The sequence below is a fragment of the Singulisphaera acidiphila DSM 18658 genome, assembly GCF_000242455.2.
Taxonomy (GTDB): Bacteria; Planctomycetota; Planctomycetia; order Isosphaerales; family Isosphaeraceae; genus Singulisphaera; species Singulisphaera acidiphila.
Genome location: NC_019892.1, coordinates 5,744,210 through 5,768,845, shown reverse-complemented (window position 1 = coordinate 5,768,845; position 24,636 = coordinate 5,744,210). Strand labels below are relative to the sequence as shown.

The following is a 24,636-nucleotide window of genomic DNA, read 5'->3' as shown; positions in this document are numbered from 1 at the left end:
ATCGGTGAAAGTCCGTTCCGGGCACGGCTTACTTGCCGCTCTTCTTCTCGTGCGCTCCGACCCAAGACCAATTCTTCCCCCCTTTTTGGGATCGACTCACTCCTCGATTATCGAGCGGGTGAGGCGCTTGCCACGCCGGACACCGAGGTCAATAATGCAGCAGACGACCATCAGCTCCTATGACGGAAAGGAGTCGATGATCCTCTCTGATACCACTTCTCCCCCCCCGCCCCATGACTTGATGACCCGGTACTCCGGACTGCTGCAAGAACCGCGGCTCTCCTGGATCGAAAGTCATCGGCGGCTTCGGAGACTGGGTGAAGGGGGACAGGGCGTCGTCTATCTCTGCGAACGCCTCGGAGCCGACCACTTCACGATTCCGGTCGCGATCAAGGTCTTCTCGCCCGAGCGCTACGACAGTATCTCCGCCTACGACAACGCGATGGCCCTGCTGGCGCGGGTGGCCTGCCGGATTGCCATGATCCAGCAGGACAACCTGATCGACGTCCACAACCTGGTCGAGCTCGACCGGATCCGCGTGATGGAGATGGAGTGGGTCGACGGCTACGACCTGCTGCAACTGCTCACCCCGAAGATGCTCCAGCGCGCCCGCGACCGGGTGAGCGACGAGCGCTGGAACTATATCAACGACGTCATCGTCACCAGCGGACCGACCCAGCCCCGCCTCAAGCCGGGTGTGGCCATCGCCGTTCTCCGCGACGCCCTGGCCGCCCTCTCCGCGCTCCATCGCGAGGGGATCGTCCACGGCGACGTCAAGCCGTCGAATCTCATGCTCAAGCGGACCGGCGACGCCAAGCTCGTGGACATCGGCTCGGCCTTCGCGTGGTCGCCCGGCGCGGTGTCACTGACCTGCACGCCGTCCTACGCGGCCCCCGAGGCAATGGAAGGCGCCGGCGAATCCCCGCAATCCGACCTCGCCAGCCTCGGCTACTTGCTCGTGGAAATGCTGGCCGGGGTTCGCCCGTTCGGCAATCTCCAAGACCGAGCCGAATTGCTCGCGCTCAAACGGACGCTCCCGGAGCGCCTGCCCCAGTTGCTTCCCGAAGACGTCGTGCGCAATGAGCTGCTGATGAGCCTGATTCGCGGCCTGATCGCCCCCGACCCGGCCGACCGATTCCCCAGCGCCGAGGCTGCCGACCTGGTCGAGCAAGGAGCCGCCAACTTCCATCGGCAACTCGTCCGAGGCAACCTCGCCAGCGAGTACAACAACGAGATCCGGGTCTGGCTCGAAGAGTTGGAGTGACCGTCAACCCAAGCGTTAGCGTCTCACCTTTTCCATGACGATCGGCCCTTTTCTTTGTTGAGAATCGTCGATCCGACCGCTACGCTACGAGCCACTCGACCCGAATCCGATCCGAATCCCTCCGACCCTTGGGTATTGCCCGTGCCTATACCGCCCGAGTCCGCCCCATCGGGCGCGACCGCCGCTCCCTCCGATGACGATCACCCGGAGCTCGCCGCGGCCAACGCCCAGGCCGGGCTCTGGCTGTTCGCGGTCTACCTCGCGTTCTATGCGGGGTTCGTGGGCCTGAGCGCCTTCGCCCCCGACCTCATGGCGCGTTCCCCGTTCGGCGGCCTGAACCTGGCCGTCCTCTACGGGTTCTTCCTGATCGTCGCGGCATTAGTCCTTGCCTTGATCTACATGGCCGTGTGCCGACGCTCGGCCGGTCGACATCGCTGGGAGGAACGTGGGCGATGATCTACGAACCTTCACTCACCGCCGTGATCGTCTTCGCCGGCTTCGTGGCCGTCGTGCTCGGGCTCAGCTTCGTGCTCGGGGCCAAGGCCAAGTCGTCCCAGGGGTACTTCGCCGCACACGGGCAGATCCACTGGTTCATCAACGGCGTTGCATTCGCGGGCGATTACCTCTCGGCCGCCTCGTTCCTCGGCATCTGCGGCATGATCGCGTTCTACGGCTATGACGGGTTCCTCTACTCGATCGGTTATCTGGCGGGTTGGGTCGTCGCCCTGTTCGTGATCGCCGAGCCGCTCAAACGGCTCGGCAAGTTCACGTTCGCCGATGCGTTGGACAACCGGTTCCAATCGCGCGGGATCAAGTTCTCGGCCGCGCTGAGCACCCTGGCCGTGAGCCTCTTCTACCTGATCCCCCAGATGGTCGGCGCCGGGACTCTGGTCCGGCCACTCCTCGGCTTCTCGCACCAGGCCGGCGTCCTGACGGTGGGCGTGGTCGTGATCCTGATCGTCGTGACGGCTGGAATGGTTTCAACAACCTATGTCCAGTTCATCAAAGGGGCGATGCTCGTCGCCTTCTGCACGCTTTTGACCGTGATGATCCTCCGTCGCGGCCTCATGACCGAACCGGTCGCCTTTACCGAACCCACCCAGTCGAGGATGCTCGGAGCGCCCGGGACCAGCCAACTCCCCGAAAGTGGAGGCTGGAAAGGGAAACCCTACGTCCGCGTGGAGAATACCGCCACCGGCGTCGTCACCGTCTGGCACAAAGATGAGTCCGCACGCATGGGACTCGCAGCCACCCAGACCCTGACCGTGTTGCCGGACGGCAAGAAGCTGGCCAACGGCCTGCCCCAAGGCAAAGGGGAGGGACAGACCGACCTTGCGCCCGTCGGCCGCGTGCTCCAGCTTCCCGACGGCCGAACCCAGACCGGACCGCTCGGCCCCTTGTCGTTCCTGACCACGCTCCAGAACAGCGAGATTGAACTCTGGGGGTCGGACAAGATCCGCGATGAGGACGGCTCGGAGACGACGGTTTACTACCCGAAGCCCACCCATGGCCGCGACGTCCTCGTTTCCGGAGCCAGCCCGACGTTCAAAGGGGTGCGCAGTCCCAAGCTGACCGACAAGCTCGACTTCTTCTCCCTGATGCTCTCCCTCTTCTGCGGCACCGCCTCGCTGCCTCACATTTTGATCCGTTACTACACCGTCAAGGACCAGACCGCGGCGCGGCGGAGCACGGTCGTCGGGATCGCAGTCATCGGGTTCTTCTACGTTTTGACGCTCTACCTCGGCCTCGGTGCGATGACCGGCGGTGCGCTCGACGTGACCAACTCGAACATGGCCGCCCCCCTGCTCGCCCGGACCTTCGGAGAGCTCCCGTTCGCGGTGATCTCGGCGGTCGCCTTCACGACCGTCCTCGGCACGGTCAGCGGCCTGATCCTGGCCGCCAGCGGCGCGGTGGCTCACGACCTGATGGACAGCGTCCTCGGCATCAAGATGACCGACCACGGTAAGGTCCGCGCGGGGAAGACCGCGGCCGTGATCATCGGCGTGGCCGCCATGGCCCTGGGCATCGTCTTCGAGAAGATGAATGTGACCTTCCTCGTCGGCTGGGCATTCAACGTGGCGGCCTCGGCCAACCTCCCTGCGCTCGTGATGCTCCTCTTCTGGAAGAAGACGACCAAGGAAGGGATCACCGCCGCCATCCTGGTCGGCATGGCAAGCTCCCTGGCCTGGATCCTCTTGAGTGCGCAAGCCTACCGCGACGTCTACGGCCTCCCTCCCGAAAATGCTCCCGTCCCGTTCAGCCAGCCGGGGCTCGTGACCATCCCCCTCGGATTCCTCGTACTGGTCGTGGCCTCACTCCTGACGCAACCGAAAGGTCAGAAAGCACTCGACTGACGGATCGATCCGGCCGGGCCTGCTTCCCGCAAACCCGGCCGGTCTCTGCACCACCCCGCGAGACCACTCCCCTCCCCCCTGGTGCGTTTCTCAAAGGACAAGGCTGTTAGCAGCATCACGGAAGGCTCTGTTTGATGCGTGGACCGAGGAGATCGGCCACCACCGGATAGTGGTCCTTCAGCCCTTCGTCAATGATGGTCGACCAGTACTTGGTCGGGTTGTCGAGGAGGGGATCGACCTTCCTCCGGACCTCCTCATAGCGATTGCCAGGCCTGGCCTTGGCCAGAATATCCTCGGCGGACTGAAAGGCCACCATGTCCAGCTCCGTGCCCGGCAGGGCCGGAGCGAGGAATACGGACCTCATCCGCCCCGAGGCCGGGATCGGGCTCTTCGGAGTGCCGTAGACCCGCTTCCAGAAGCCGAGCACATCGCCGTTGAATGCGGGCTTGGTGCCTTGACCAAAATAGAAGTAGAGGGGAACGCCCTTCTGGGCCTTGGCCCACTCGTACCACGACTGCCCGTCGCCGTAGAGACAGTCGAATCCCCAGCATTGCCGGAGCCTGTCCTTGTAACCGCCGAGCGCGGCGACGGAGCTAATAATGCCATTGCCGCCCCCCGAATGGCCCGCGATATAGAGGTTGGCAATCTGGAACTTGGGGGGTGGCCCGCCCATCTCGTCGATCTCGCCCGCGATAAACGTCCTGACATACCAGTCGGACAGGGCGCCGAGGACCTGGTCAAGATAGAGCTCGGTCTTCTTGCCACCGCCAAGGGCTGATGCGTTGTAAGTGGTGTTCGATTTATCCTGGAACCAACCCAACTCCGGCGCCACCAGGATAACGTCCTTCTTGGACTCGGTGACGGCCTGGAGGATCTTGGTCGCCTCCTTATAGAAGAGGTACGGCACGTTCTTGACGAAGTGCCCATGAAACCAGAGAAGCACTGTCACCACTTCGTGACTGTCCGTGAAGCCGGCATCGGGTACGAAGACCCCCGTCGGCCTGATCCATCCGCTCTCCTTGTTGGAGAAGAGGACGGTCCCGCCTCCCTGATTGCTCTTATCTTCGATGAGAACAAGCTTGCCCATGGAACCTCTCTCCCGACCATCAGTCGGTCGCTTTGGGGTTGCTGAACGGACCGACGGCGTGGGGGGGGGCACGGGGCACGCCTCCCGACAAGGCAACCTCAATGTCTGCGCAAGGACGTCCCGCACATATCCGTTGAGAAGGTGCTGCCCGTCCCGGTGCGCGCCTCGGCGGTCGCCGCTGCGGCCTTGTAGATGTAGTGCCAGGGCTCATAGGGTGCGGGGAGCGGGCCGATGAACTTGTCACCGGCCTCCTGCACCGCCTTCTTGAGCTTGGCGGTCCAGCCCGCGTCGTCCCACTTCTCCTTGAGAGTCGCGGTTTGGGTGCTCGCGATAACGTCGCGGCCTTTGAACACGACGAAATCGAACGCCTTGGCCTGGCCGTGCTGAGACAGCCCGGGTGTCGCGTTGGAGGGAGTGCCGCTCAGGCGAGCCTCGATCAGGACCTTCTTGAACGCCTTGAGGCTCGCTTCGTCCGGCGTGTCCGGCAAGGTCGCGAGCGTCTTCAAAAGCTCCGTCTTCAGCTCCAGGCCCAATTTCTGAACGGTGGGATTCTGATTCCAGAGTTCAACCTGGGATTCGAGGCTGCGTACCTTGTCGGGGTCAACGCCCAGCGTGAAGCCCACGTTCTGGGCGGCGAACGTGGACTTCACATCGGCAACGGCCGCCTTCATCTTGGTGAACTCGGTGGTCTTCTTGAATTCCTCCATGTCCTGGTTCGACCAGGCCCAGTTGGCGCTGATGGAGCCTCGCCCCATCGTCGGAAACCGCAGGTAGCCCCGAATGGCCAGGACGCGCCGGTCCATCAACGGCATGCCGTTCAGCGCCCCCTGAATCTCGGTCTCCAACTCCTTCTCGACTGCGTCAGCGTAGGCCTTCAGCTTCTCTTCCGCGCTCGCCATGGTAGCGGCTCCTCGTCTCAACAGGGGAAGGTGATGTCCCAGTGGCTCGTTTCTCGTGCGTAGATGTTCCCCGCCCCATCCTTGTACATCTTGGCACCGTCGCCGCGCACGCCGGCCTCATCGAAATGGGTCTTGATGTAATCGCTGACGCCGACACTGGGGGTGATATCCAGCTTGAAACCGTTCCAGTGGCTATTGGTCCCGGATGAATGGCCGGTCTCGGTACCGCCGGTGATGTTGACGTCGCATCCGCTCGCCTTCTTGAAGGCGATGATCCCGTCGATGGTCGCGGAGTTGATCTCCTCGAACGAAGTGCAGTGGCGGTTCTTACGGTCACTGCACTTGCCGCTCGACGACCAGGTAATTCCTGCATCCTGGAGCTTCTTGGCTGCATCTTCGTGGGACAATTTGGGCATGGCCGTCGCCTCCTTTTTTTGCCTGACGTCCCTCCTGTGAACATACATCCGGTAGCCTGCTTTGTGACTGGGGACCCCACAAACGGCCTTACCACAACATCAATAAATCCACGAATTCTTTTTATCCAATTCAGCATCAGTCTCATGGCATCATTCATCCAGGTCCAGGACAAATGGGATCGGGTGACCCGGTTCCATGACACGCGATGCCCAAAGGCCCCCGCGAACCCCGTCATCAATCGCGCTGTCCACACCAAGAAGAGAAGCCCTGATGCCCCTCAACCAGGAGGCCCGGCAATGATCTCCCACCGAACAGCAACGACCTCTCAGAGACCCGCCCTCCGGGCCCGTTTCGCCACCTGAAGGGCTGATGGGATCGACCCGGGACTGTTCTCGCCGCCGTGAGGGGACGCAATCGCCTTCCCACTCCGGTTGCTCCCTCACGTCCCAAGAGGTCGATTCCATGCTCACTGCCACTGCGCGCAAGAATTCAGCGAACGCCGCCATTGACCGGGCCGTCCGAGAGGCGCTCGGCACCGTCGAAGCCTGCCACCTCCGTACCCGATCCGCCTTCGAGCGACTGCTCCGGCACGTCCGCCGCTCGAGCCTTCTGCACCACGCCACGGTCGGTGGCCGGTCCGGGAGGAAGGGATGCAACGCGGTCGTCGCCGGCCTCCTCTCCCTGGCGACTTACCGTAAGGAATGGATTCGCCCGATCGAGTCGTGGGAACCGGTCGGGATCAACCCGCTGCCCCAATTCTCATCGCTGGCCGGGCACCTCCTGGCGGCGTACCCTGTCCCCGCCTTCATGACCTCGGTCTGGCTCGAGGGACGGACCGTCGAGGCGCGGCGTCACCAGGCCTGGTTCAACCATATCGGGGCAGGTCGGAATCTCCGCACGGCCGACCTGCCGCTGCCATACACGAAGCGGATGGCCCACCACTTCCTCCTGGCCCCCGACCACCTGACGGTTGAGGAGGCGCTGCGGTGGGGACAAGTCCGAGGCCTCGGAGGATCGAAAGGGCTGGCCCTTGCGGTCACCTCAACCGGGCTGGGGTGGTCATTCGAATCCGAGGACTTCTGGGTGACAGTCGTCCATTTCCTCGTCAACCACCCGGATCTCGACCCCGCCCAAATCGGCCCGGTGGTGGATTACTTGCACCACCAACGGTTTGTCCCTCAGGAGGGGCACATCGCGGAGGGAGCGTTGATCGATCTCGGTCCGCCGCAACCGAACCTGACGATGAAAGGACGGACCGCAAAATCCTTACTCCGACAGGTCGGCGACTGGCAACAACGGTCGACCTCCCCAAAGATATTTGTCTCGCTCAAGTGGAAAACCTCCGGGATCGGGAGTTATCGCCACGTCGGCCAGGATCCCCCTGGAGGGGCACGCTGCTGGACGATCCAAGAACTCACCTCCGGCCAAGAACTCCAGCAAGAAGGGATGGCAATGAAGCATTGCGTGGCGTGTTACGCCGGAGCTTGCGCCCGCCGTACGACATCCATCTGGTCGATGCGGTTCGAGAACGACGAGCGGCGGTTCCGAGTGATGACGATCGAGGTGGACCTGAGCACCCGGACGATCTGTCAAGCCCGTCGCCGGTACAACGTCCCGCCGAACGAAAAGGCCCTCGGCGTATTGAGGCGGTGGGCGGAACAGGAAGGGCTCAAGCTCGCGTTCTGGAGCCAGGGCATCCTCGTGCGTGACTGAACGAGTCGAGATCGAGGAGGCAACGAAATGGCGTTGCCCCCTCGGTTCCGGATCCTCCCAAGGCCACAACCTATTTCATGAGGATCAATCAGCCGAACAAAAGAACAAACATTATCACATATAAAATCCACAAACACAATGTCCGCGATACCTGACTGAAGAGACAAATCCCAGGGCTTGTCTCCCCGCAGGCCTGAACGACTCGTTCACAACCACCAGCGGACCCTGGAAAATCGAAGCTTTGTGTGGGGGCTGTCCTCGGGGTCGTCCTCTCCCTCTATGCTCGGAATCCGAAGTGAGATAAGATCGTCCGGAACGACTCCCATCCATTCGACTTCGAGCTCAGGCGATTCATGAAGACGCCAATGTCCAGGCTCGCCTTACCGGCGTTCCGCATCGGCTTTTGTGGCGGATGGGTATCGGTAAGAGCCGATGAACCCACTTCCCCACGCGACGGAATCGCCTGCAACGCGCGGAAGGTCCGCCCGGTGTTGGTGGAGACGACACACTCCTCGTCCGGACCTCCAAGTCGGGCCGCACGCCGGCCACCGACGGTCCGACCGGCCGAAGCCATCAGAAACTTCCACGCACCCATACTCCCCAGACTTGGCTTCGGCCGCGAGCGGCTCACCTTCCAGATGACGGACGTCGAGGGCCGGGTCGTTGAAGTCCTCCTCGCCTTGATCTCATCCTTCGGAGACAAGACATGCATCGTCGCCGATTCCTTCAAGCAGGCTCTGCCGGTGTCGCGGCGCTCTCGTCCCTGGGCGGCTTCGCCGCGGAATTTGCGGGAGCCGAGCCGAAGCGGGTCGGCCTGATCGGCTGTGGATGGTACGGCAAGGCCGACCTGTTCCGCCTGGTCCAGGTCGCGCCCGTCGAGATCGTCTCGCTCTGCGACGTCGACAAGACGATGCTCGCCGGGGCCGCCGAGATGGCCGCCGCGCGGCAGGCGTCGAAGAAAACGCCCCGCACCTACGCCGACTACCGCGAGATGCTCAAGGAGCAAGACCTCGACATCGTCCTGGTCGCCACCCCCGACCACTGGCACCCCTTGGCGATGATCGCCGCCGTCGAGGCGGGGGCCGACGTCTATGTTCAGAAGCCGATCAGCGTGGATGTCGCCGAAGGACAGGCGATGCTCGCCGCAGCCCGCAAGCACAAGCGGGTCGTCCAGGTCGGCACCCAGCGGCGGAGCACTCCCCACATCATCGAGGCTCGCGACCGGATCATCAACGAAGGCAAGCTCGGCAAGATCGGGCTCGTCGAAATCTACTGTTACTATCATATGCGAGCCAAAGGGACCCCGCCCGACACCGCGCCTCCGGAGTCGCTCGACTACGAGATGTGGACCGGGCCGGCTCCGATGCGACCGTACAATGCGCTCGTTCATCCGAGGAGTTGGCGGTCGTTCACGGAGTATGGCAACGGGATCATGGGCGACATGTGCATTCACATGCTCGATATGACCCGCTGGATGCTCGGCCTGGGCTGGCCGAAACGGATCAGCTCCGAGGGGGGCATCCTGATCGACAAGCAGAGCAAAGCCAATATTCCCGACACGCAGACCGCCACCTTCGAGTTCGGCGACCTGCCGGTCGTCTGGCAACATCGCACATGGGGTCACGCGGTCGACCCGAAGTATCCCTGGGGAGCAACCTTCTACGGCGACAAGGGAACCCTCAAAGTCGGCCTCCAAGGCTACGACTTCACCCCGGCCGGCCAGGGGAACCCGATCCACGGCGATGTCGTCATGGAGCTGGATCAGTACCCCGAGGACCGGACCGAGAAGGACCTCGAACGGCACGTCGCCCCGGCAATTCGCGGGCACATGCACGATTTCCTGAAAGCGATCGAGACCCGCGAAAAACCGGTCGCCGACATCGAGCAAGGCTTTATCTCAACCGCCAGTTGCATCCTGGCCAATAACGCGCTTCGCCTCGGGCGCACGCTCGCCTGGGATGAGCAGGCAGGGCGGGTCGTCGGGGACGATGAGGCCAATGCACTCCTGAGCCGGCCGTATCGCCAGCCCTGGATCCATCCCTGAATCGGGTCGATACTTTGATCTCGCTCTTGTCGAGTGGCACGCCCCAGCAAATCATTCACCAAAGGGGCATGGTGTGTGCCACGCGACAAGGCGAGCAAATCGAGACGCGAAGGTCCCAAACGCCCTCTCGCTCGTCAAACGTTCCTCAGCGCTGCGATGGCCTCGATGGCCACTTTCGCTTCCCTTGGAATCTCGGCCACAGCGATCGAACTCCGGGCGGGAGGTAACTCCGGAAACACCTCGTTGACCACCTCGTTGATCTTGGGAAAGTCGCGCATATCGATCATGAAGATGGTGATCTTGAGGACATGGCTCAGGCTCGATCCCGCCTGCTCAAGAATCACCTTCAGGTTTGCGAGCGCCTGCCGTGCTTGATCCGCAGGGGCCGGGGACGGAAAATCGAATGTCCCCGGAATGAAACCCTGGAGGCCAGAGACGTAGACGATGCCGTTATGAACGGTCGCATGCGAGTATATGGGCAGCGGCTTCGTAACCCTGTCGCAGGTGATGTGGCGCACAGCCCCTTCACGCGTGTCGGACATCGGCATCTCTCAAGGGTTGAAAATTCCCGCAAAATCAAGCCGGCTTAATGCAACCGATGTTCCCAATACGGTTGATCTATCGACGGGCGGCTGGCGAGTCAGATCCAGGACCCGCCGTTCGAGTTAGCAGAAGCCGGCGACGGATTCCCACAAATCATCGGCTGCATCATCGCGTTTGACGGTTCCCTCAATCAGCCCGAAAGGACGATCGGCAGCCCAGAAGACGACGTTCGGGTTGTCCTGGCCAAAGTGCGCCAGGTCCACGACGAAGTGGTGCTTGTTCGGCATGGAAAATCGGATATCCACAATGTTGCGGTGGGCCTGCAAAACGTTTTTGCCCATCTGGAAGAGTGTTTGCTGCAGCGCCAGTGAGTGAACACTAGCAAAGGTCTCCAGCAAAATTCGACGGACATCGGCATAGACGGCATTGAAATCCAGCTCGGCGGTGTTGTAGCGCCAGCGGGCCGCCACGTCGGTGGAGAGGATGCGGTCGCTGGTCTCCACCAGAGTGGTGTATTTGTCCTGCGGGAAGCCATGAAACTCCGAACCGGTGGACTTGAGCACGGTCAGATCCTTGAGTCCGGCAAAGAGGTGCGGACCGTCCTTGTCGATCAGGAGCACGGCGGTACGGGTTTCGGTACGGTTCTGTACGAAGGCATGATTATGCTCCTTGCCGTCGACCTTGATCCGCTGCCACGTGAACTGCTCCGCGGCCCATCGGCCGCCGCTGACCCACTCGAAGCTGGTGGTGAAGTGTTTGCCCAGGCGCAGCAGGAAAGCCTCTGGGGAACCCACGCCATCGCGTGCGAGCGAGAAGATCGTATTCTTCTGGGTGTCCGTGGCCACGCAATGACTATTGTCCCCCTCGGTGTGGCAAGACTCGAAGTCACCGCGCAACTGGGAAATGACGGTCAGGTCTTCAATCTCGTGACGGGCGGTATCGCGGGTGATCCGAACGACGTGGTTGCCGGCCTTTCCGTACTGGTTCTTCCCCAGAACGATCTTGCCGTCTGGCGCTGTGTCGGCCGGATTTGCGCCCGATGGCGTTGTCATGGTTAGCTGCCTCGATAGGTAGAAATGGCGAACGGGCTGATGAGCAATGGCACATGGTAATGCTGTGCAGGATCCTTGAGAACAAGGCCCAGGCAAACGGAAGAGAAGAAGGATTCCGTTTCGATCTGCCGGTAATAGGCGCCGGTATCGATTTCGATCCGGTAGTTCCCGACCGCCAACTCGGCCGGGCCTAGATTCATGATCCGCCCATCCTCGTTGCTAACGCCAGAGCCTATTTCTTGCCAACCATCGGGACCCTGGAATTCCAATCGGGCGGACACGCCGGCTGCTGGTCGTCCGCATGTCGTGTCGAGAATGTGTGTGGTGATACGGCTGATACTCATAATTCCACTGTAGGACAGATTTTGGTTGAAAGACGGCGATCTCTCGTAGCGAGTCAGCAACTCCGGCTGACAGCAGCTCTTACAAGATTCCAAAAATTCTCTAATCATCGATAGAAAAATGCCAAAAAAATGGGTCCCGCTGTAAATCCGCTATGAGATTGCCGCTCAAGGCGTTGCCGCCAGGCGCATTCGAGGCTGGGGTCGTCGGGGCGGGCCATGGGCTGGCTCCCGGGTTGGTGAAAAGGGACCAACCCAGCAGGATCGTCACCAATGGCAAGACTGGATTCAGCGAGCGCTCACGCCCTTCTGAACTCGGCAACCTCGTTCATTCCAAAGGAAGGTTGTCGGAGCCGAAGTCGCTGACAGCGCAGCCGAGGGAGAAGGTGGCGGGCGAGCCGTGGAGTGGTGCGCCGGTCGAGAACAGCGGCAAGGGAGGAGAACCACTGGCATAGGACGGGTCGAGGATGCGAGGATGTCGTCGTGGGCAGGCTCCGCTTGGGCGATCGGCTCGTGTGGCAACGGCCATCGTCCCGCGCGGGGCGGATCCCCGTCTCACTCCCTCCATTGGAGCCAGGTCATGGAGCCAACGTCCAACCTACTCCTGTTCGGCATCCCCGGCCTGGGAATGTTCCTTGTGTCCGTACTCGCCATCGCCGTATGGAGGCGGGCCTCGGGCGCCGAGTTCAAGTGGTTCTGGGCCGGGGCCGGACTGTGGGCGCTCGCCGTCGCCCTCAAAGTGGCCTTCTCTCTGCTCGCCAACCAAGTCGCCGTGGGGTTTCTGAAGAGGGCCCTATCGCGCCCCCTCTTCCTAACCGGAGCCGGCCTGTACCTGGGGGCCGTGTCCGCCGCGTTCGAGCTGGGCCTGGTCTGGCTGGCCGGACGGCGGTGGGGACACCTGGGTCGCGACGCTGGGAGGGCCGTCGCCGTGGGCGTTGGGGCCGGCGCCTTCGAGGCTTTGCTACTCGGAGTTGTCAGCCTTGGCATCTGGGTCGCCGTGGCGATGGACGGGGCTGACGCGAAGGGAGAGCGCAATGAGGTACTCGCCCGTGCAACCGCCACTCCACTGTTCTGGCTGGTTCCACCAGCGGAGCGGATCATCGCCCTCTTAGGGCACGCCTCGACCCGGGGTCTCGTCTTGTTGGGAGTCGCGGGCCGACGGCCGTGGATGGTGCTCTGGGGGTTCGCGGTGTTCACGCTCATGGACGGGATCGCCGGGGTCTTCCTCCTGTCGCAAGAGTTCGCAGGCCGGTCCATGTGGTGGCTCGAGCTCGCTGTCCTGCCGTTCGCCTTGACCGGGGTTGCCATTCTGGTGTTCTGCATCCGTCGGCGAGACGAACCGAACCTCGCAGTTGCTGAGCACCCCGATTAATTTTCAGAGCAGTGCAGTATCCAAGGCAATTCCTCAATCTCACCCGGTCATTTCCGCGAAACGAATGCGTTGCTCTGGATATAGAACCGGAGCGGCCGGCTAGCCCATTCCCCTGCGTAGTCCACGCCGACCCGTGGCCGCGCGACGATCGTGAACGCCTCTGGCCGCTCGGGCGCGGCGATGAAGAAATCGTCGCTCGTGAGGTCGTGACCGTAAAGCCGGCGGTCGATCCCCATCGCGCGGCAGAGGAGGCCGGGGCCCTTCGTCCCCCCTTCGAGGTTCGCGATCGGCTCCAGAGCCCGAAAGAGAACAGCCGAGCCATGCCCCTCAGCCTCGGTCACAACGTTCAGGCAGTTATAAATTCCATAGATCAAATAGACGTACGCATAGCCGGGCGGACCGAACATCACCTCGGTGCGAGCGGTCCGCCCCCGTGACGTGTGCGCGGCGAGGTCGTGAGGACCAAGATAAGCCTCCGTCTCGACGATCCGCCCGACACGCATGATCCCATCGATGCGATGTACCAGGAGCATCCCAAGGAGCTCTTTGGCCACGGTTTCCGTACTTCGATCGTAGAACGTTCGCGGGAGCGTGCGCACCGGGGACACCGACCTTACTTTGACTTCGCCTTCTCGGCCAGGAGGAGCTTGATGGCGTCTTCCACGTTATTGTTCTTGCAGTCGAGAATCCGAAGCTTGCCCGCACGGTCGATGAAATAATAGTCGGGGAAGCTGTCCACGGCGAAGGCGGCGACGGTCGCACCGTCGACGTCGGCGGCGACCGGATACTTGATCCCCTTGTCCTCGGCCGTCTTGCCCATCAGGTCGGCCCCTCGGCTGTGGCAGACCCCAATGATGACGAGGCCGTCCCCCTTGTAGCGTTCGTAGAGGTCGTTGGTATGGGGAATGCTCACAAGGCAAGGCCCGCACCACGTGGCCCAGAAGTCCAGCAGGACGACCTTGCCCTTGAGATCGGCCAGGTCCAGCGTGTCGGCGTTCTTCCATTCCCCGACCTTCAGCGCCGGGGGGTTCTCCCCCACCTTCAGCTCAGCGAACCGCATGGCCCGCGAACTGCGCGTGCCTTCCAGCCATTCATCAGGGACCTTGCTTTCACCGGCCGTGGTCGTCGCGTCATCGGCGGGCTGATCCGCCCCGAGGCTCACGAGACCGAGACCAAGAGCGATTCCGAAAACCGCAACCAGCCCCACGCCATGCCGAAGCACGTCCGAACTTGCCATCGCCGGTCCTCCCGGAGCGAACGAGTCCACAAAAAGGAATCCGCGACCCGCCCATGGGAGCGAGCTTTGACCTCGGGTGTCCAGCTTGACCACCTTCAGACCAGTTCGCAAGCACGTACTCGCTCGGGTTGGGGCTCCGTCCTCAACCGCGCGAATCGCAGTTTGATCCCAAGGGAACTCAACAACCCCTAATATCCCGGACCAGCCGCACAACCCGAACCGCCGCCAGGTTCCCCCCCAAAAAACTGGGCACGCGACCGGTATTCAGAGCCTCAATTTGCCGATGAGCAAAACATAAGCTTTCCCGTTCTGGGGACCGCCGAGAATCCGTAGATTCGGACGAGGGTCTCTTCGTAAAAGGGTGGGCACGCTCCGGTCACTCCATCATCAAGGAGGACGGCGATGGATGATCTTTCGTCATCGAGCAAGGCATTCGACAGCCTTTCCTCCTTCTGCCGATCCTTCTCGCGAAGGGCACGGCCCTCGGGTGCCCACCGACCTCACGTGGTCAGTTACGCCGAGCTAGCCCCTTTGACGGTCGTCACCGAGTCGATCGCCAATCACCGCGCCCTGGCCATCGAGCAGACGGAGTCGGCCCTCGACCACTTTCTGGAACTCAAGCACCGGCTGGCCGAAGTCCGCCGGCGCCTCGAGAACAGCAAGCACTTTCAGGATGAAGGCGGAGCGTTCGGCCGGAGCCAAGCCGCGATCGAGGAAAAGCGAGCCTGGGAGAGGTGGATGAACGTCATTCAACGAGCCCTGCGGAACGCGGAGGAAGAGATCATTTCAGCGGTCCGAGCGTGGGACGAGGTTCGCAGACCCTCCGAGGCAAGCGACGGAGCATCGCGAGGGGTGATCTACAAAGGACACCTCTACCTCGCCGTCCCCACCGATGCTGGCGATCAACACCGCTTACTGGTCGCCGACCTGAAGTCCTCATTGAATCTCGACCGCAGCCTCGCCGTCGTCGACCTGATGGGCTGACGCAGCGAGTGGATCACGTCTTGCCCTTGGTCCTTGGCCCCCCCTTTTGCCAAGCATCCAGGGCCCACTTCGCCACGGTGTTCACCGTCCGCTCCTTCGGCTCACGCCGGCTGCGTTGACGAAGTCTTCCGACAAAGCCGATGCTCAAGCGATTATCTGTGAGTTGGTAGAAGCCATGAATTCACTCCCCCTCGAAGCCGACTCGGCTTTGGCGAAGGGGACGATCTTGTTGATTTCGAGAGAAAGCGGGCCGCGGCGCAGCGGACCCCGGAGAAAAATGGATGGTGCTTGAGCATTCGGATGCGATCGAAGTCCGGCGTTCCCCCGGACGAGGACGAGGTGTTTTCGCGCGCCGGCTGATTCGAGAGGGGGAGGTGATCGAACGGGTTCCCGTGCTCGTCGTGCCGATTGACGAACTCAAGCAGGGCTCGGCCTGGACGAGCCTGGGGCACTACTGCTTCCTGTGGAGCAAAGACACCGTAGCCCTGGCTCTCGGCTACGGTTCGCTCTACAACCATTCGTTCCGCCCGAACGCCCGCTATGACGACCGGGGCCAACGGACCAAGGTCTTCACCTCGTTGCGCGACATCGAGCCGGGCGAAGAGATCACGGTCAACTACAATGGCGACCCGGACGATGATTCGGCAGTGGGGTTCGCAGTCGTCGAAGCCAAGGGCGATGGCGATCAGCCAGGCAGATCGCCGAAGACCGCTAGGAAGAAACAGCCGTGAAGAAGATCCCTTCGGGGGAATCGCCCGGACGTAGGGATTTGGCCGGAGGGGCCGGGAGGAGATTCCCGGCCTTGGCCTTGGCCTTGTTGGGTTAACTCTTCAGGCTTGCGAGAGCACCACGCACGTAACCGATGCTTTCGGCGACACCGGGGAGCGGGTCGTTCATCTCGGCTTCGTATTCGAGGCCGACGTGATGAGAATACTTGATCTCGAGCAGGGCACGTAACATCGCGAGCGTGTCGAGCACACCCCAACCGACGACCACCGGCCTCGACTTCCCCTCGCGGCTCGCCAGATCTTTGAAGTGGAGGTCGTAGAGCCGCGGCGCACACTTGCGAATGGCCTCAGCGGGATCGACCCCGCAACGCGCGGTGTGTCCCACGTCGATACAGAGTCCGATCCGCTCGTCGAAGGGCTGAACGGCCTCCCAGGCATCGAGCGGCGAGGGCCAAACTTGATCTTCAGGGCCATGGTTGTGAATGGCAAGCCGGATGTCGAACTCCTTGACCAGCTTGTCCAACTGCGGGAGAGATTTCCGCGTCGGCTTGCAGACGATGGTCGGAATTCCGGCATCACGCGCGTACTCGAACGCGTTGCGGAGACTGGCCTCATCGTCGTTCATGCCCACCACGCCACAGCTCAAGGTCGTGATCCCCGCATCACGGAACTTGCGAACCACGGCCTTCCGCTGCTCGGCGGTACTCTTGAGCGGAAGGTGGGAGTCCTTGATCGAAACGTAATTCACCCCGACCCGGCGAATCCCTTTGATCGCCTCGTCCAGCGAGAGCTTGCTCAGGCTGTAGGACGCCACCCCCACCTTCAACCCCAACCAAGGATCGCCGTCCGATCTTGGGGAATCACCAGGCGCGGCCAACGCCTGCGGGACCAACCCGGCCAGCGGCGAAAGCAGCGCGGCTGAAGCCCCAAGCCGGCCGAAGCCCCGTCGCGAAAGAGCCGTCGACGAACTCATCATCATTCTCCTTCTTCGCACCGACTCGATGATGCCGGTTCCCCACCAACCACCGTCGCGTTTGAGCGGCGGAAGGCAATCTCCCCGAACCAAACCAGCATAATACCGCGGCCCTCAAAGACAGTCGCCCCACCACTGCCTTACGGCAAGAAATCCGTGTGTCGCCTTCCTCTTCACTCAGCGTGAAAAACACGAAAGCGGATCCGGCCGTGGATTTCGCGAGCAACGTGGGCTGAGAGGACATCCACCGAAACCGGATGCTCCTGCGATTATTTCACAGACATCCTGAACCAATACACACAAATATTCAAAATATTCACACAAACAATCACAAACAACACGATCACTCCAGACACTCAACCCGTGACACCCGGTGCCCGCCCGAAAATCAAGGGAAGACCCCATCCACGAAACGGGCTTGCAATTCACTCCACGAGATCGAGCCCGCATGCCTGCGGACCTCGTTCACTCGCCTATCGGAGTGACGCATATGACGCTTCTATCAATCAAGTCGGCGAGACCGGTCACATGGCCCGAATCATTAAGGCCAGAAGAAATTCGTCGACCTGCAATGGATTTCACTATTGCGTTGACAGTGGTGTCTTTGGGTCGTTACAGTGCGAAGGTTAAACCTTCCATAAATTGATCGCCCGTGGGTTGCCCACACGACACCGACCTTCCGCCCGCCTCGACCGTTGTGCGTCCCGGCCCGAAGTTGCTCGTTCCGAGGTTCCGCCCTTTTTGAACGAGCCGCGGGTCCTATCGAGGAGTGAGCCAGATGGCAATGAGACCGACGTGGAGCCTGCGGGTTCTGGCCCTCTCGACCCTGTTCACCCTTCCGATCGCCGGCCAGGCGGCCGGCGACCCCGCGAAGCCAGCCGGGTCGGACGAGACGGTCAGCTATTACAAACAGATTCGCCCGATCTTCCAGGCTCAGTGCCAGGGCTGCCATCAACCGGCCAAGGCGGGCGGTGGTTACGTCATGACCGCCTTCGACCGGCTCCTGGCCGGCGGCGAGTCGAAACTGGCGGCGATCGTCCCCAAAAAGCCCGAAGAGAGCCACCTGCTCGAACAGGTCACTCCTGAGGCGGGGAAGGCGGCAATGCCCAAGGAGAAGCCCCCCTTGAGCCCGGCGGAGCTCGACCTGATCCGCCGCTGGGTCGCTCAAGGGGCCAGCGACGACACCCCGGCCGCCGCCCTGGTCCGCTATGACAAGGACCATCCCCCCGTCTATACCCGATCCCCGGTCGTCACCGCGCTCGACTACGCGCCCGACGGGCAGACCCTGGCGGTGGGCGGGTTCCACGAGGTCCTGCTCTGGAAGGCCGACGGCTCCGAGCTGGTCGGCCGCTTGATCGGGCTCTCCGAGCGGATCGAGTCGGTCCGGTACTCACCCGACGGTAAGCGGCTCGTCGTGACCGGCGGCCGGCCCGGCCGGATGGGCGAAGTGCAGGTCTGGAACGTCGCGACCCAGAAACTCGCGATGTCGGTTCCAGTGACTTTTGACACCGTCTACGGCGCGAGCTGGTCGCCCGACGGCAGCAAGATCGCCTTCGGCTGCTCCGACAATACGGTCCGGGCCATCGATTCCCAGACCGGCCAACAGGTCGTGTACATGGGGTCGCACAACGACTGGGTACTCAACACGGCCTTCTCGATCGACGGCTCCCACCTGATGTCGGTCGGCCGCGACATGACGGCCAAGCTGACGGAGGTGGCCACCCAGCGGTTCGTCGATAACATCACGTCGATCACCCCGGGGGCCCTTAAAGGGGGTCTGGCCTCGGTCACCCGGCACCCTCACCGCGACGAAATCCTCATGGGAGGGTCGGACGGCTCGCCCAAGATCTACCGGATCCATCGCGAGACGGCCCGCAAGATCGGCGACGACGACAATCATGTCGCCTCGTTCGAGGCCATGCCGGGCCGGATCTTCAGCGTCTCCACCAGCGCAGACGGGAAGCGATTCGCCGCCGGCAGCAGCCTGGACGGACGAGGACAAGTCGACATCTACGCCTACGAATTCGACCCGGCCAACGTCTCCGAACCCATCAAGAAGATCTTGGCCAAGGAAGGCAAGGACCGCTCGGCCGAAGAGCGAGCCGAGCTGAACAAGGCTCAAAAGGACTCGGCCAAGCGACTGGTGAGCCTCCCCCTGCCCCAAACCGCCATCTATGCGGTCGCGGTTCGGCCCGACGGCAAGGCCGTCGCCGCCGCTGGATCCGACGGGCTCGTCCGCTTGATCGAGACCGAAGGCGGGAAGCTCGACAAGGAGTTCCCCCCGGTCCCCCTGGGCGGCACCCCGCCCGAGCGGACGGCAACGGTGGCCAGCGCAGTCAGCCAGCCGCAAGGGACAAGCGAATCCGAAGCACTCCCCAAGGGCGTAACGATCGCGGAACTGACGGTCCAGCCCCCGGCGGTCGAGTTCAAGAATCGATTCGACTACGTTCAGCTCGTCGTGACGGCAAAGACGGAGACGGGCGACCTGATCGACGTGACCCGGCTAGTGACCCCGAACTTTTCGTCCCCCGTGGCCACGACCACGCCTGGCGGCCTGGTCCGGCCGACGAGCGATGGCAAGGCGACCTTGAGCCTGACGATCGGCGGCAAGACTGCCGAGGTGCCGGTGACGGTCATCGGAGCCAACACCGCAATCCGGGTCGACTACATCCACGACGTCAATCCGGTCCTCTCACGCCTCGGCTGCAACGCGGGGACCTGCCACGGCTCGGCCCAGGGGAAGAACGGCTTCAAGCTCTCCCTTCGCGGTTACGACCCTCTGTTCGACGTCCGGGCTCTGACCGACGACCACGGCGCCCGGCGCGTGAACCTCGCCTCGCCTGACGATAGCCTGATGCTCCTCAAAGCGACCGGCAGCGTTCCCCACGTCGGCGGCCAGCTCATCCAGCCGGGCGAGCCCTACTACGAGACCCTCCGCAACTGGATTACCGACGGTGCCAAGCTCGAGGCCTCGACCCCCAAAGTCCAGAAGATCGAGGTCTTCCCGGCCGACCCCGTCGTCCAGCAAATCGGCGCCCGGCAGCAACTCCGGGTCCTGGCGACCTATGCCAGCGGCGAGATCCGCGACGTGACCCGCGAAGCCTTCCTTGAGAGCGGTAACAACGAGGTCGCCATCGCCGATCGAGGGGGCCTGATGACCGCGCTCCGCCGAGGCGAGGCCCCGATTCTGGTTCGTTACGAAGGTGCCTACGCCGCCTCCACCCTCACCGTCATGGGAGACCGCACCGGGTTCGTCTGGGTGCAGCCCCCCACCTATAACAAGATCGACGAGCTGACGGCCGCCAAGTGGGAGCGGATGAAAATCCTCCCGTCGGATCTCTGCTCCGACGCCGAGTTCCTCCGCCGCGTCTACCTCGACCTGACCGGGCTCCCCCCGTCGGCCGATGACGTCCGCCACTTCCTCGACGATCCCAAGGAGTCGCGCGTCAAGCGCGATGAGCTGGTCGATCGGCTCATCGGCAGCCCCGACTTCGTCGACTACTGGACCAACAAGTGGGCCGACCTGCTGCAAGTCAACCGGAAGTTCCTCGACGTCGCGGGGGCCTCGGCCTTCCGCCAGTGGATCCGCCAGCAGGTTGAGAAGAACCTGCCCTACGACCAGCTCGTCCGCACGATCCTGACCTCCTCGGGCTCGAACCGAGTCAACCCCGCGGCCGCCTATTACAAGATTCTCCGCGAGCCGACCGCGATCATGGAGAACACCACCCAGCTCTTCCTGGGGGTCCGGTTCAACTGCAACAAGTGCCACGACCATCCGTTCGAACGCTGGACGCAAGACCAGTATTACGAGACGTCCGCCTACTTCGCGCAGGTCGGCCTCAAGGACGACCCCGAAAGCAAGGGCCGGAACATCGGGGGGACGGCCGTCGAAGGGGCCAAGGCGCTCTACGAAGAGGTTTTCGACAAGAAGACCGGTGAGGTCGAGCACGACCGGACCAAGCAGGTCACCCCGCCGAAGTTCCCCTTCCCCGCGTCGCACAAGGTCGTCGAGACGGCCAGCCGCCGCGAGAACCTGGCTGATTGGATCACGGCCAAGGACAACCCTTACTTCGCCAAGAGCTATGTCAACCGGCTCTGGGGCTACCTTTTCGGCGTCGGGGTCATCGAGCCGATCGACGACATCCGCGCGGGCAACCCGGCAACCAACCCCGAGCTGCTCAACTACCTGACCAGCGAGTTCGTCGACTCGAACTTCGATGCAAGGCACATCTTGCGGTTGATCTGCAAGTCGCGGACCTACCAGCTTTCGGTGGCCACGAACAAGTGGAACGAAGACGACAAGATCAACGGCTCGCACGCGGCCGCTCGGCGTCTGCCGGCGGAAGTGCTGCTGGACGCGGTCTACCGGGTCACCGGCTCGCAGTCGAAGTTCCCAGGAGTGCCGGCCGGGATCCGGGCGGCGGCCTTGCCGGACTCGGGCGTGGAGTTGCCGAGCGGCTTCCTGTCGACGTTCGGCCGCCCGGTCCGTGAAAGCGCCTGCGAGTGCGAGCGTTCCAGCGGCCTCCAGCTTGGCCCGATCATGGCCCTGGTGAGTGGGCCGACCTTGGCCGACGCCATCGCCGACCCGGGCAACGAGATCTCGAAGCTGGTCGGCCGCGAGACGGATGACGCCAAGCTCGTCAACGAGCTCTTCATGCGGGTCTTGAATCGCTCGGCCACCAAGGCGGAGATCGAGGCCTGCCTGAAAGACCTGCAAGCGATCGACGAAGATCACAGGACGATGGCCACAGAGCTGGGCAAGCGGGAAACCGCGTTCGCCTTGCAACGGCCGCAACTGGAACGCGAACGGGAAGCGGCCGTTGCAACGGCACAGGCCACGCTGACCGCCTACGAGGCGGAGTTGGCCCCCAAGCTGGCCGAGCTCGAAAAGCAGAAGGCCGAGCAGACCGCCAAGCTCGAGGCCGACGCGAACGCCTACGAGACGGGCCTGCCCGCCAAGGTCGCCGCCTGGGAGAAAGGGCAGTCGCCGATCGCACAGTGGCAGCCCCTCACCCCGACGAGCGTCAGCGACCGCAACGGGGCCAGCTTCCAAACCCTGCCCGACGCGGCCGTCCTGGTGTCCGGCAAGGACGAGCAAGGGCTCGTGCAGTTCGTCGCCGCAACCGACCTGACGGGGATCACGGGGGTCCGGCTCGAGCTCTTGCCCGACGACAGCCTGCCGAACAAGGGGCCGGGACGGGCGCCTGACGGCAACTTCGTAATCAACGAGATCAAGGTGACCGCCGCCCCCAAGGCCGACCCCAAGCAGGCGAAGCCGATTATGCTGACCGCACCGCTGGCCGACTTCAGCCAAGGCGGCTTCGAGATCAAGCATACGGTCGACGGGTCTCCCAACGGCGGCAAAGGGTGGGCGATCGCGCCCGCCTACGGAGTGAACCACTGGGCGACCTTCGAGACCGGCGAACCGGTCGGCTTCGAGGGTGGGACCGTGCTCACGGTCAGCATGAGCCATCTCTACAACGGCAAGCAGTTCATGCCGGGTAAGTTCCGAATCTCGGTCACGAGGCTGGCCAAGCCGATCGGCCTGGGCCTTCCCGAAGACCTGCGGGCGATCGTGGCGACCGCCCCCGAAGTCCGGACCAAGGCCCAGCAGGAGACACTCCTGGCCTACCACCGGGCGGTCGACCCCGAGTTCAGCAAGAAGCGCAACGCCGTAAACGCAAGCAAGGCCCCCTTGCCGGTCGATCCGAAACTCCAGGATCTGCGCAATCAGCTCGAGTTCGCCCGCAAGCCCGTGCCGGTCGATCCCACCCTGGCGCAGTTGCGCAAGGACGTCGAGATGAGCATCCAGCAGGCCGCCACTCGGCGGCTCACCACGGCCCAGGACGTCGCCTGGGCCTTGATCAACAGCCCTGCGTTCCTGTTCAATCATTGATGATCCCGCTCAAGGTCTCGAACTCGGGCCTCCCTCGTCGGGGCCAGCCAGCCGACCGTTCCGACTGACCTCTTCCCCCCGCCGCTCGGCTGGGGGAGAATCGGTGGGTCGGAACGATCGCAACCGAAGGAGCTTCGCGATGATCATTGTTCCCGGACGGCCTGGGAAAGACCTGTGCGACTCACACCTCGGGATGACCCGCCGGGACATCCTTCGGGTGGGCGGATCGAGCCTGATGGGCCTCTCGCTCGGCTCGCTCTTCCAGCTCCAGGCCGCCTCGGCCGCCACGACAACGGCCCCCAAGATCGGGGGCGCAGGCTGGGGGAAGGCTAAGAGCATCATCATGGTCTACCTCCAGGGGGGGCCGAGCCACCTCGACCTCTGGGATCCCAAGGACAACGTGCCGGACAACGTCCGGAGCGAGTTCAAGCCGATCGACACCAAGGTCCCCGGCGTCCGGTTCACCGAGATCCTCCCCAAGCTGGCGCAGATCACCGACAAGTTCACCCTGATCCGGTCGATGAGCTACACGCCCAACGGCCTGTTCAACCACACGGCCGCCATCTACCAGATGATGACCGGCTACACGACCGACAAGGTCAGCCCGTCCGGCCAGCTTGAGCCCCCCAGCCCGAAGGACTTCCCCAACTTCGGGTCGAACCTGATCAGGCTCAAGCCGCCGACCGAGCCGATGCTCCCGTTCGTCATGCTCCCGCGCCCGCTCCAGGAGTCAAACGTCGTCGGCAAGGGGGGGACCGCCGGCTTCCTCGGCAAGGCGTTCGACCCCTACACCCTCTACCCCGAGGGGGACGACATGGACATGGCGAAGATGAGCCGGATCAAGGTCGACGACCTTCAGCTCCGGCCCGAAGTCTTCTCCGTCCGGCTCGAGCGTCGGGCCAAGCTCCGCGACGCGATCAACTCGGGAATGCCGGTGCTCGAGAAGGCGGTCACGGACTACAACCTCGATGAGTACTACGACCGGGCCCTGAAGCTGATCGTCTCGGGCCGGGCCCGCGAGGCGTTCAACCTTGAGCAAGAGACCCCCAAAACGCGCGACACGTACGGCCGGAACACGTTCGGCCAGAGCTGCCTGCTCGCTCGTCGGCTGGTCGAGGCCGGCACCCGCGTCGTCGAAGTGGTCTGGCCCAAGGTGGCGAACTCGGACAACCACTCGTGGGACCACCACGTCGGCCTGACCCAGCGGATGAAGGATCAGTCCGGGCCGATGCTCGACACCGGTCTCTCCGCCCTGCTCTCCGACCTCGACGAGCGGGGAATGCTCGAAGAAACGTTGGTGGTGGCCGTCGGCGAGTTCGGCCGAAGTCCGCAAAAGGGCGTGAGCACCTCGGGCAACGGCAACAGTGCCGATGGCCGAGACCACTGGCCGTACTGCTACACGGCGGTCGTCGCAGGGGCCGGGATCAAGCGAGGCAACGTCCACGGCAAGTCGGACAAGACCGGATCGGCCCCTGCCGAAGACCCGGTCCACCCCGGCGAGCTGCTGGCGACGATCTACCGCACGTTCGGGATCGACCCGGCCACCATCGTCTACAACCACCTGAACCAGCCGCGCGAGCTGGTCAAGGCCGAGGCCGTGACCCGACTCTTCGTTTAAAATCCGCGCAAACCTCCAAAAAAAAACGCGGACCGGCCCTATCGGGATCGCCGGTCCGCGTTCCTGTCTCCGCACAGGAATCCCGGTCAGGCCGAGTGCGTCGGCCGCTTCTTC

The 24,636-nt window shown here is 63.1% G+C and carries 21 protein-coding genes; 10 read left to right on the top strand and 11 right to left on the bottom strand.

Features of this window, described 5'->3' with window-relative positions:
• Positions 1-154: 154 nt before the first annotated feature.
• From SINAC_RS22805 to SINAC_RS22795, 3 genes are all read left to right on the top strand, one after another.
• On the top strand, positions 155-1,264 hold the full coding sequence (locus SINAC_RS22805) for a serine/threonine-protein kinase (protein WP_015247946.1): 1,110 nt from the start codon (positions 155-157) through the stop codon (positions 1,262-1,264).
• Positions 1,265-1,405: 141 nt separating this feature from the next.
• Positions 1,406-1,720 (top strand): DUF485 domain-containing protein, encoded by a 315-nt coding sequence (locus SINAC_RS22800; RefSeq protein WP_015247945.1) that lies wholly within the window; start codon positions 1,406-1,408, stop codon positions 1,718-1,720.
• On the top strand, positions 1,717-3,618 hold the full coding sequence (locus tag SINAC_RS22795; RefSeq protein ID WP_015247944.1) for a solute symporter family protein: 1,902 nt from the start codon (positions 1,717-1,719) through the stop codon (positions 3,616-3,618). The genes SINAC_RS22800 and SINAC_RS22795 overlap by 4 nt, the downstream gene beginning before the upstream one ends.
• Before the next feature lie 115 nt (positions 3,619-3,733).
• On the opposite strand, the gene SINAC_RS22790 is transcribed toward SINAC_RS22795, so the two are convergent.
• The 3 genes from SINAC_RS22790 to SINAC_RS22780 form a co-directional block, all read right to left on the bottom strand.
• The gene (locus SINAC_RS22790) at positions 3,734-4,705 is read right to left on the bottom strand and encodes a hypothetical protein (protein WP_015247943.1); all 972 of its coding nucleotides are present in this window, start codon (positions 4,703-4,705) and stop codon (positions 3,734-3,736) included.
• 98 nt (positions 4,706-4,803) lie between these two features.
• A complete protein-coding gene (locus SINAC_RS22785; protein ID WP_015247942.1) occupies positions 4,804-5,604 on the bottom strand; it encodes a hypothetical protein in 801 nt (266 codons plus the stop codon).
• Between the two features lie 17 nt (positions 5,605-5,621).
• Positions 5,622-6,020 (bottom strand): hypothetical protein, encoded by a 399-nt coding sequence (locus SINAC_RS22780; RefSeq protein WP_015247941.1) that lies wholly within the window; start codon positions 6,018-6,020, stop codon positions 5,622-5,624.
• Positions 6,021-6,483: 463 nt separating this feature from the next.
• Here SINAC_RS22780 and SINAC_RS22775 point away from each other — a divergent pair, with 463 nt between their 5' ends.
• Positions 6,484-7,734: a PcfJ domain-containing protein gene (locus tag SINAC_RS22775; protein ID WP_015247940.1), complete on the top strand. Its 1,251-nt coding sequence runs from the start codon at positions 6,484-6,486 to the stop codon at positions 7,732-7,734.
• A gap of 277 nt (positions 7,735-8,011) precedes the next feature.
• Here SINAC_RS22775 and SINAC_RS22770 read toward each other — a convergent pair whose 3' ends face one another.
• The gene (locus SINAC_RS22770) at positions 8,012-8,446 is read right to left on the bottom strand and encodes a hypothetical protein (protein ID WP_020467238.1); all 435 of its coding nucleotides are present in this window, start codon (positions 8,444-8,446) and stop codon (positions 8,012-8,014) included.
• On the opposite strand from SINAC_RS22770, the gene SINAC_RS22765 reads away from it, so the two are divergent.
• The gene (locus SINAC_RS22765) at positions 8,441-9,778 is read left to right on the top strand and encodes a Gfo/Idh/MocA family protein (RefSeq protein ID WP_015247939.1); all 1,338 of its coding nucleotides are present in this window, start codon (positions 8,441-8,443) and stop codon (positions 9,776-9,778) included. The two genes, SINAC_RS22770 and SINAC_RS22765, sit on opposite strands and share 6 nt — an antisense overlap.
• A gap of 134 nt (positions 9,779-9,912) precedes the next feature.
• On the opposite strand, the gene SINAC_RS22760 is transcribed toward SINAC_RS22765, so the two are convergent.
• The 4 genes from SINAC_RS22760 to SINAC_RS40130 all read right to left on the bottom strand — a co-directional run bounded on the left by SINAC_RS22760 (position 9,913) and on the right by SINAC_RS40130 (position 12,273).
• The gene (locus tag SINAC_RS22760) at positions 9,913-10,320 is read right to left on the bottom strand and encodes a RidA family protein (RefSeq protein ID WP_015247938.1); all 408 of its coding nucleotides are present in this window, start codon (positions 10,318-10,320) and stop codon (positions 9,913-9,915) included.
• A 123-nt stretch (positions 10,321-10,443) separates the two neighbouring features.
• Complete coding sequence (gene pucL, locus SINAC_RS22755) at positions 10,444-11,373, bottom strand: factor-independent urate hydroxylase (RefSeq protein WP_015247937.1); 930 nt, start codon at positions 11,371-11,373, stop codon at positions 10,444-10,446.
• A gap of 2 nt (positions 11,374-11,375) precedes the next feature.
• A complete protein-coding gene (gene uraH / locus SINAC_RS22750) occupies positions 11,376-11,717 on the bottom strand; it encodes a hydroxyisourate hydrolase (RefSeq protein WP_015247936.1) in 342 nt (113 codons plus the stop codon).
• A 325-nt stretch (positions 11,718-12,042) separates the two neighbouring features.
• Entirely contained in the window at positions 12,043-12,273 is a 231-nt protein-coding gene (locus tag SINAC_RS40130; protein ID WP_154673872.1) for a hypothetical protein, read from the bottom strand.
• A 21-nt stretch (positions 12,274-12,294) separates the two neighbouring features.
• On the opposite strand from SINAC_RS40130, the gene SINAC_RS22740 reads away from it, so the two are divergent.
• On the top strand, positions 12,295-13,086 hold the full coding sequence (locus tag SINAC_RS22740) for a YhfC family glutamic-type intramembrane protease (protein WP_015247935.1): 792 nt from the start codon (positions 12,295-12,297) through the stop codon (positions 13,084-13,086).
• A 47-nt stretch (positions 13,087-13,133) separates the two neighbouring features.
• Here the strand turns inward: SINAC_RS22740 and SINAC_RS22735 are convergent, their stop codons facing one another.
• Positions 13,134-13,685: a DNA-3-methyladenine glycosylase gene (locus SINAC_RS22735; RefSeq protein ID WP_015247934.1), complete on the bottom strand. Its 552-nt coding sequence runs from the start codon at positions 13,683-13,685 to the stop codon at positions 13,134-13,136.
• A gap of 14 nt (positions 13,686-13,699) precedes the next feature.
• Positions 13,700-14,323, bottom strand: coding sequence for a TlpA family protein disulfide reductase (locus SINAC_RS22730; protein WP_015247933.1), 624 nt, complete (start codon positions 14,321-14,323; stop codon positions 13,700-13,702).
• A 402-nt stretch (positions 14,324-14,725) separates the two neighbouring features.
• On the opposite strand from SINAC_RS22730, the gene SINAC_RS22725 reads away from it, so the two are divergent.
• Positions 14,726-15,307, top strand: coding sequence for a hypothetical protein (locus SINAC_RS22725; RefSeq protein WP_015247932.1), 582 nt, complete (start codon positions 14,726-14,728; stop codon positions 15,305-15,307).
• Between the two features lie 281 nt (positions 15,308-15,588).
• On the top strand, positions 15,589-16,038 hold the full coding sequence (locus SINAC_RS22720; RefSeq protein ID WP_015247931.1) for an SET domain-containing protein: 450 nt from the start codon (positions 15,589-15,591) through the stop codon (positions 16,036-16,038).
• 91 nt (positions 16,039-16,129) lie between these two features.
• Here SINAC_RS22720 and SINAC_RS22715 read toward each other — a convergent pair whose 3' ends face one another.
• Positions 16,130-17,008: a sugar phosphate isomerase/epimerase family protein gene (locus SINAC_RS22715; RefSeq protein WP_015247930.1), complete on the bottom strand. Its 879-nt coding sequence runs from the start codon at positions 17,006-17,008 to the stop codon at positions 16,130-16,132.
• A 778-nt stretch (positions 17,009-17,786) separates the two neighbouring features.
• On the opposite strand from SINAC_RS22715, the gene SINAC_RS22710 reads away from it, so the two are divergent.
• A complete protein-coding gene (locus SINAC_RS22710) occupies positions 17,787-22,904 on the top strand; it encodes a DUF1549 domain-containing protein (protein ID WP_015247929.1) in 5,118 nt (1,705 codons plus the stop codon).
• 139 nt (positions 22,905-23,043) lie between these two features.
• The gene (locus SINAC_RS22705) at positions 23,044-24,522 is read left to right on the top strand and encodes a DUF1501 domain-containing protein (RefSeq protein WP_015247928.1); all 1,479 of its coding nucleotides are present in this window, start codon (positions 23,044-23,046) and stop codon (positions 24,520-24,522) included.
• Positions 24,523-24,636 lie beyond the last annotated feature (114 nt).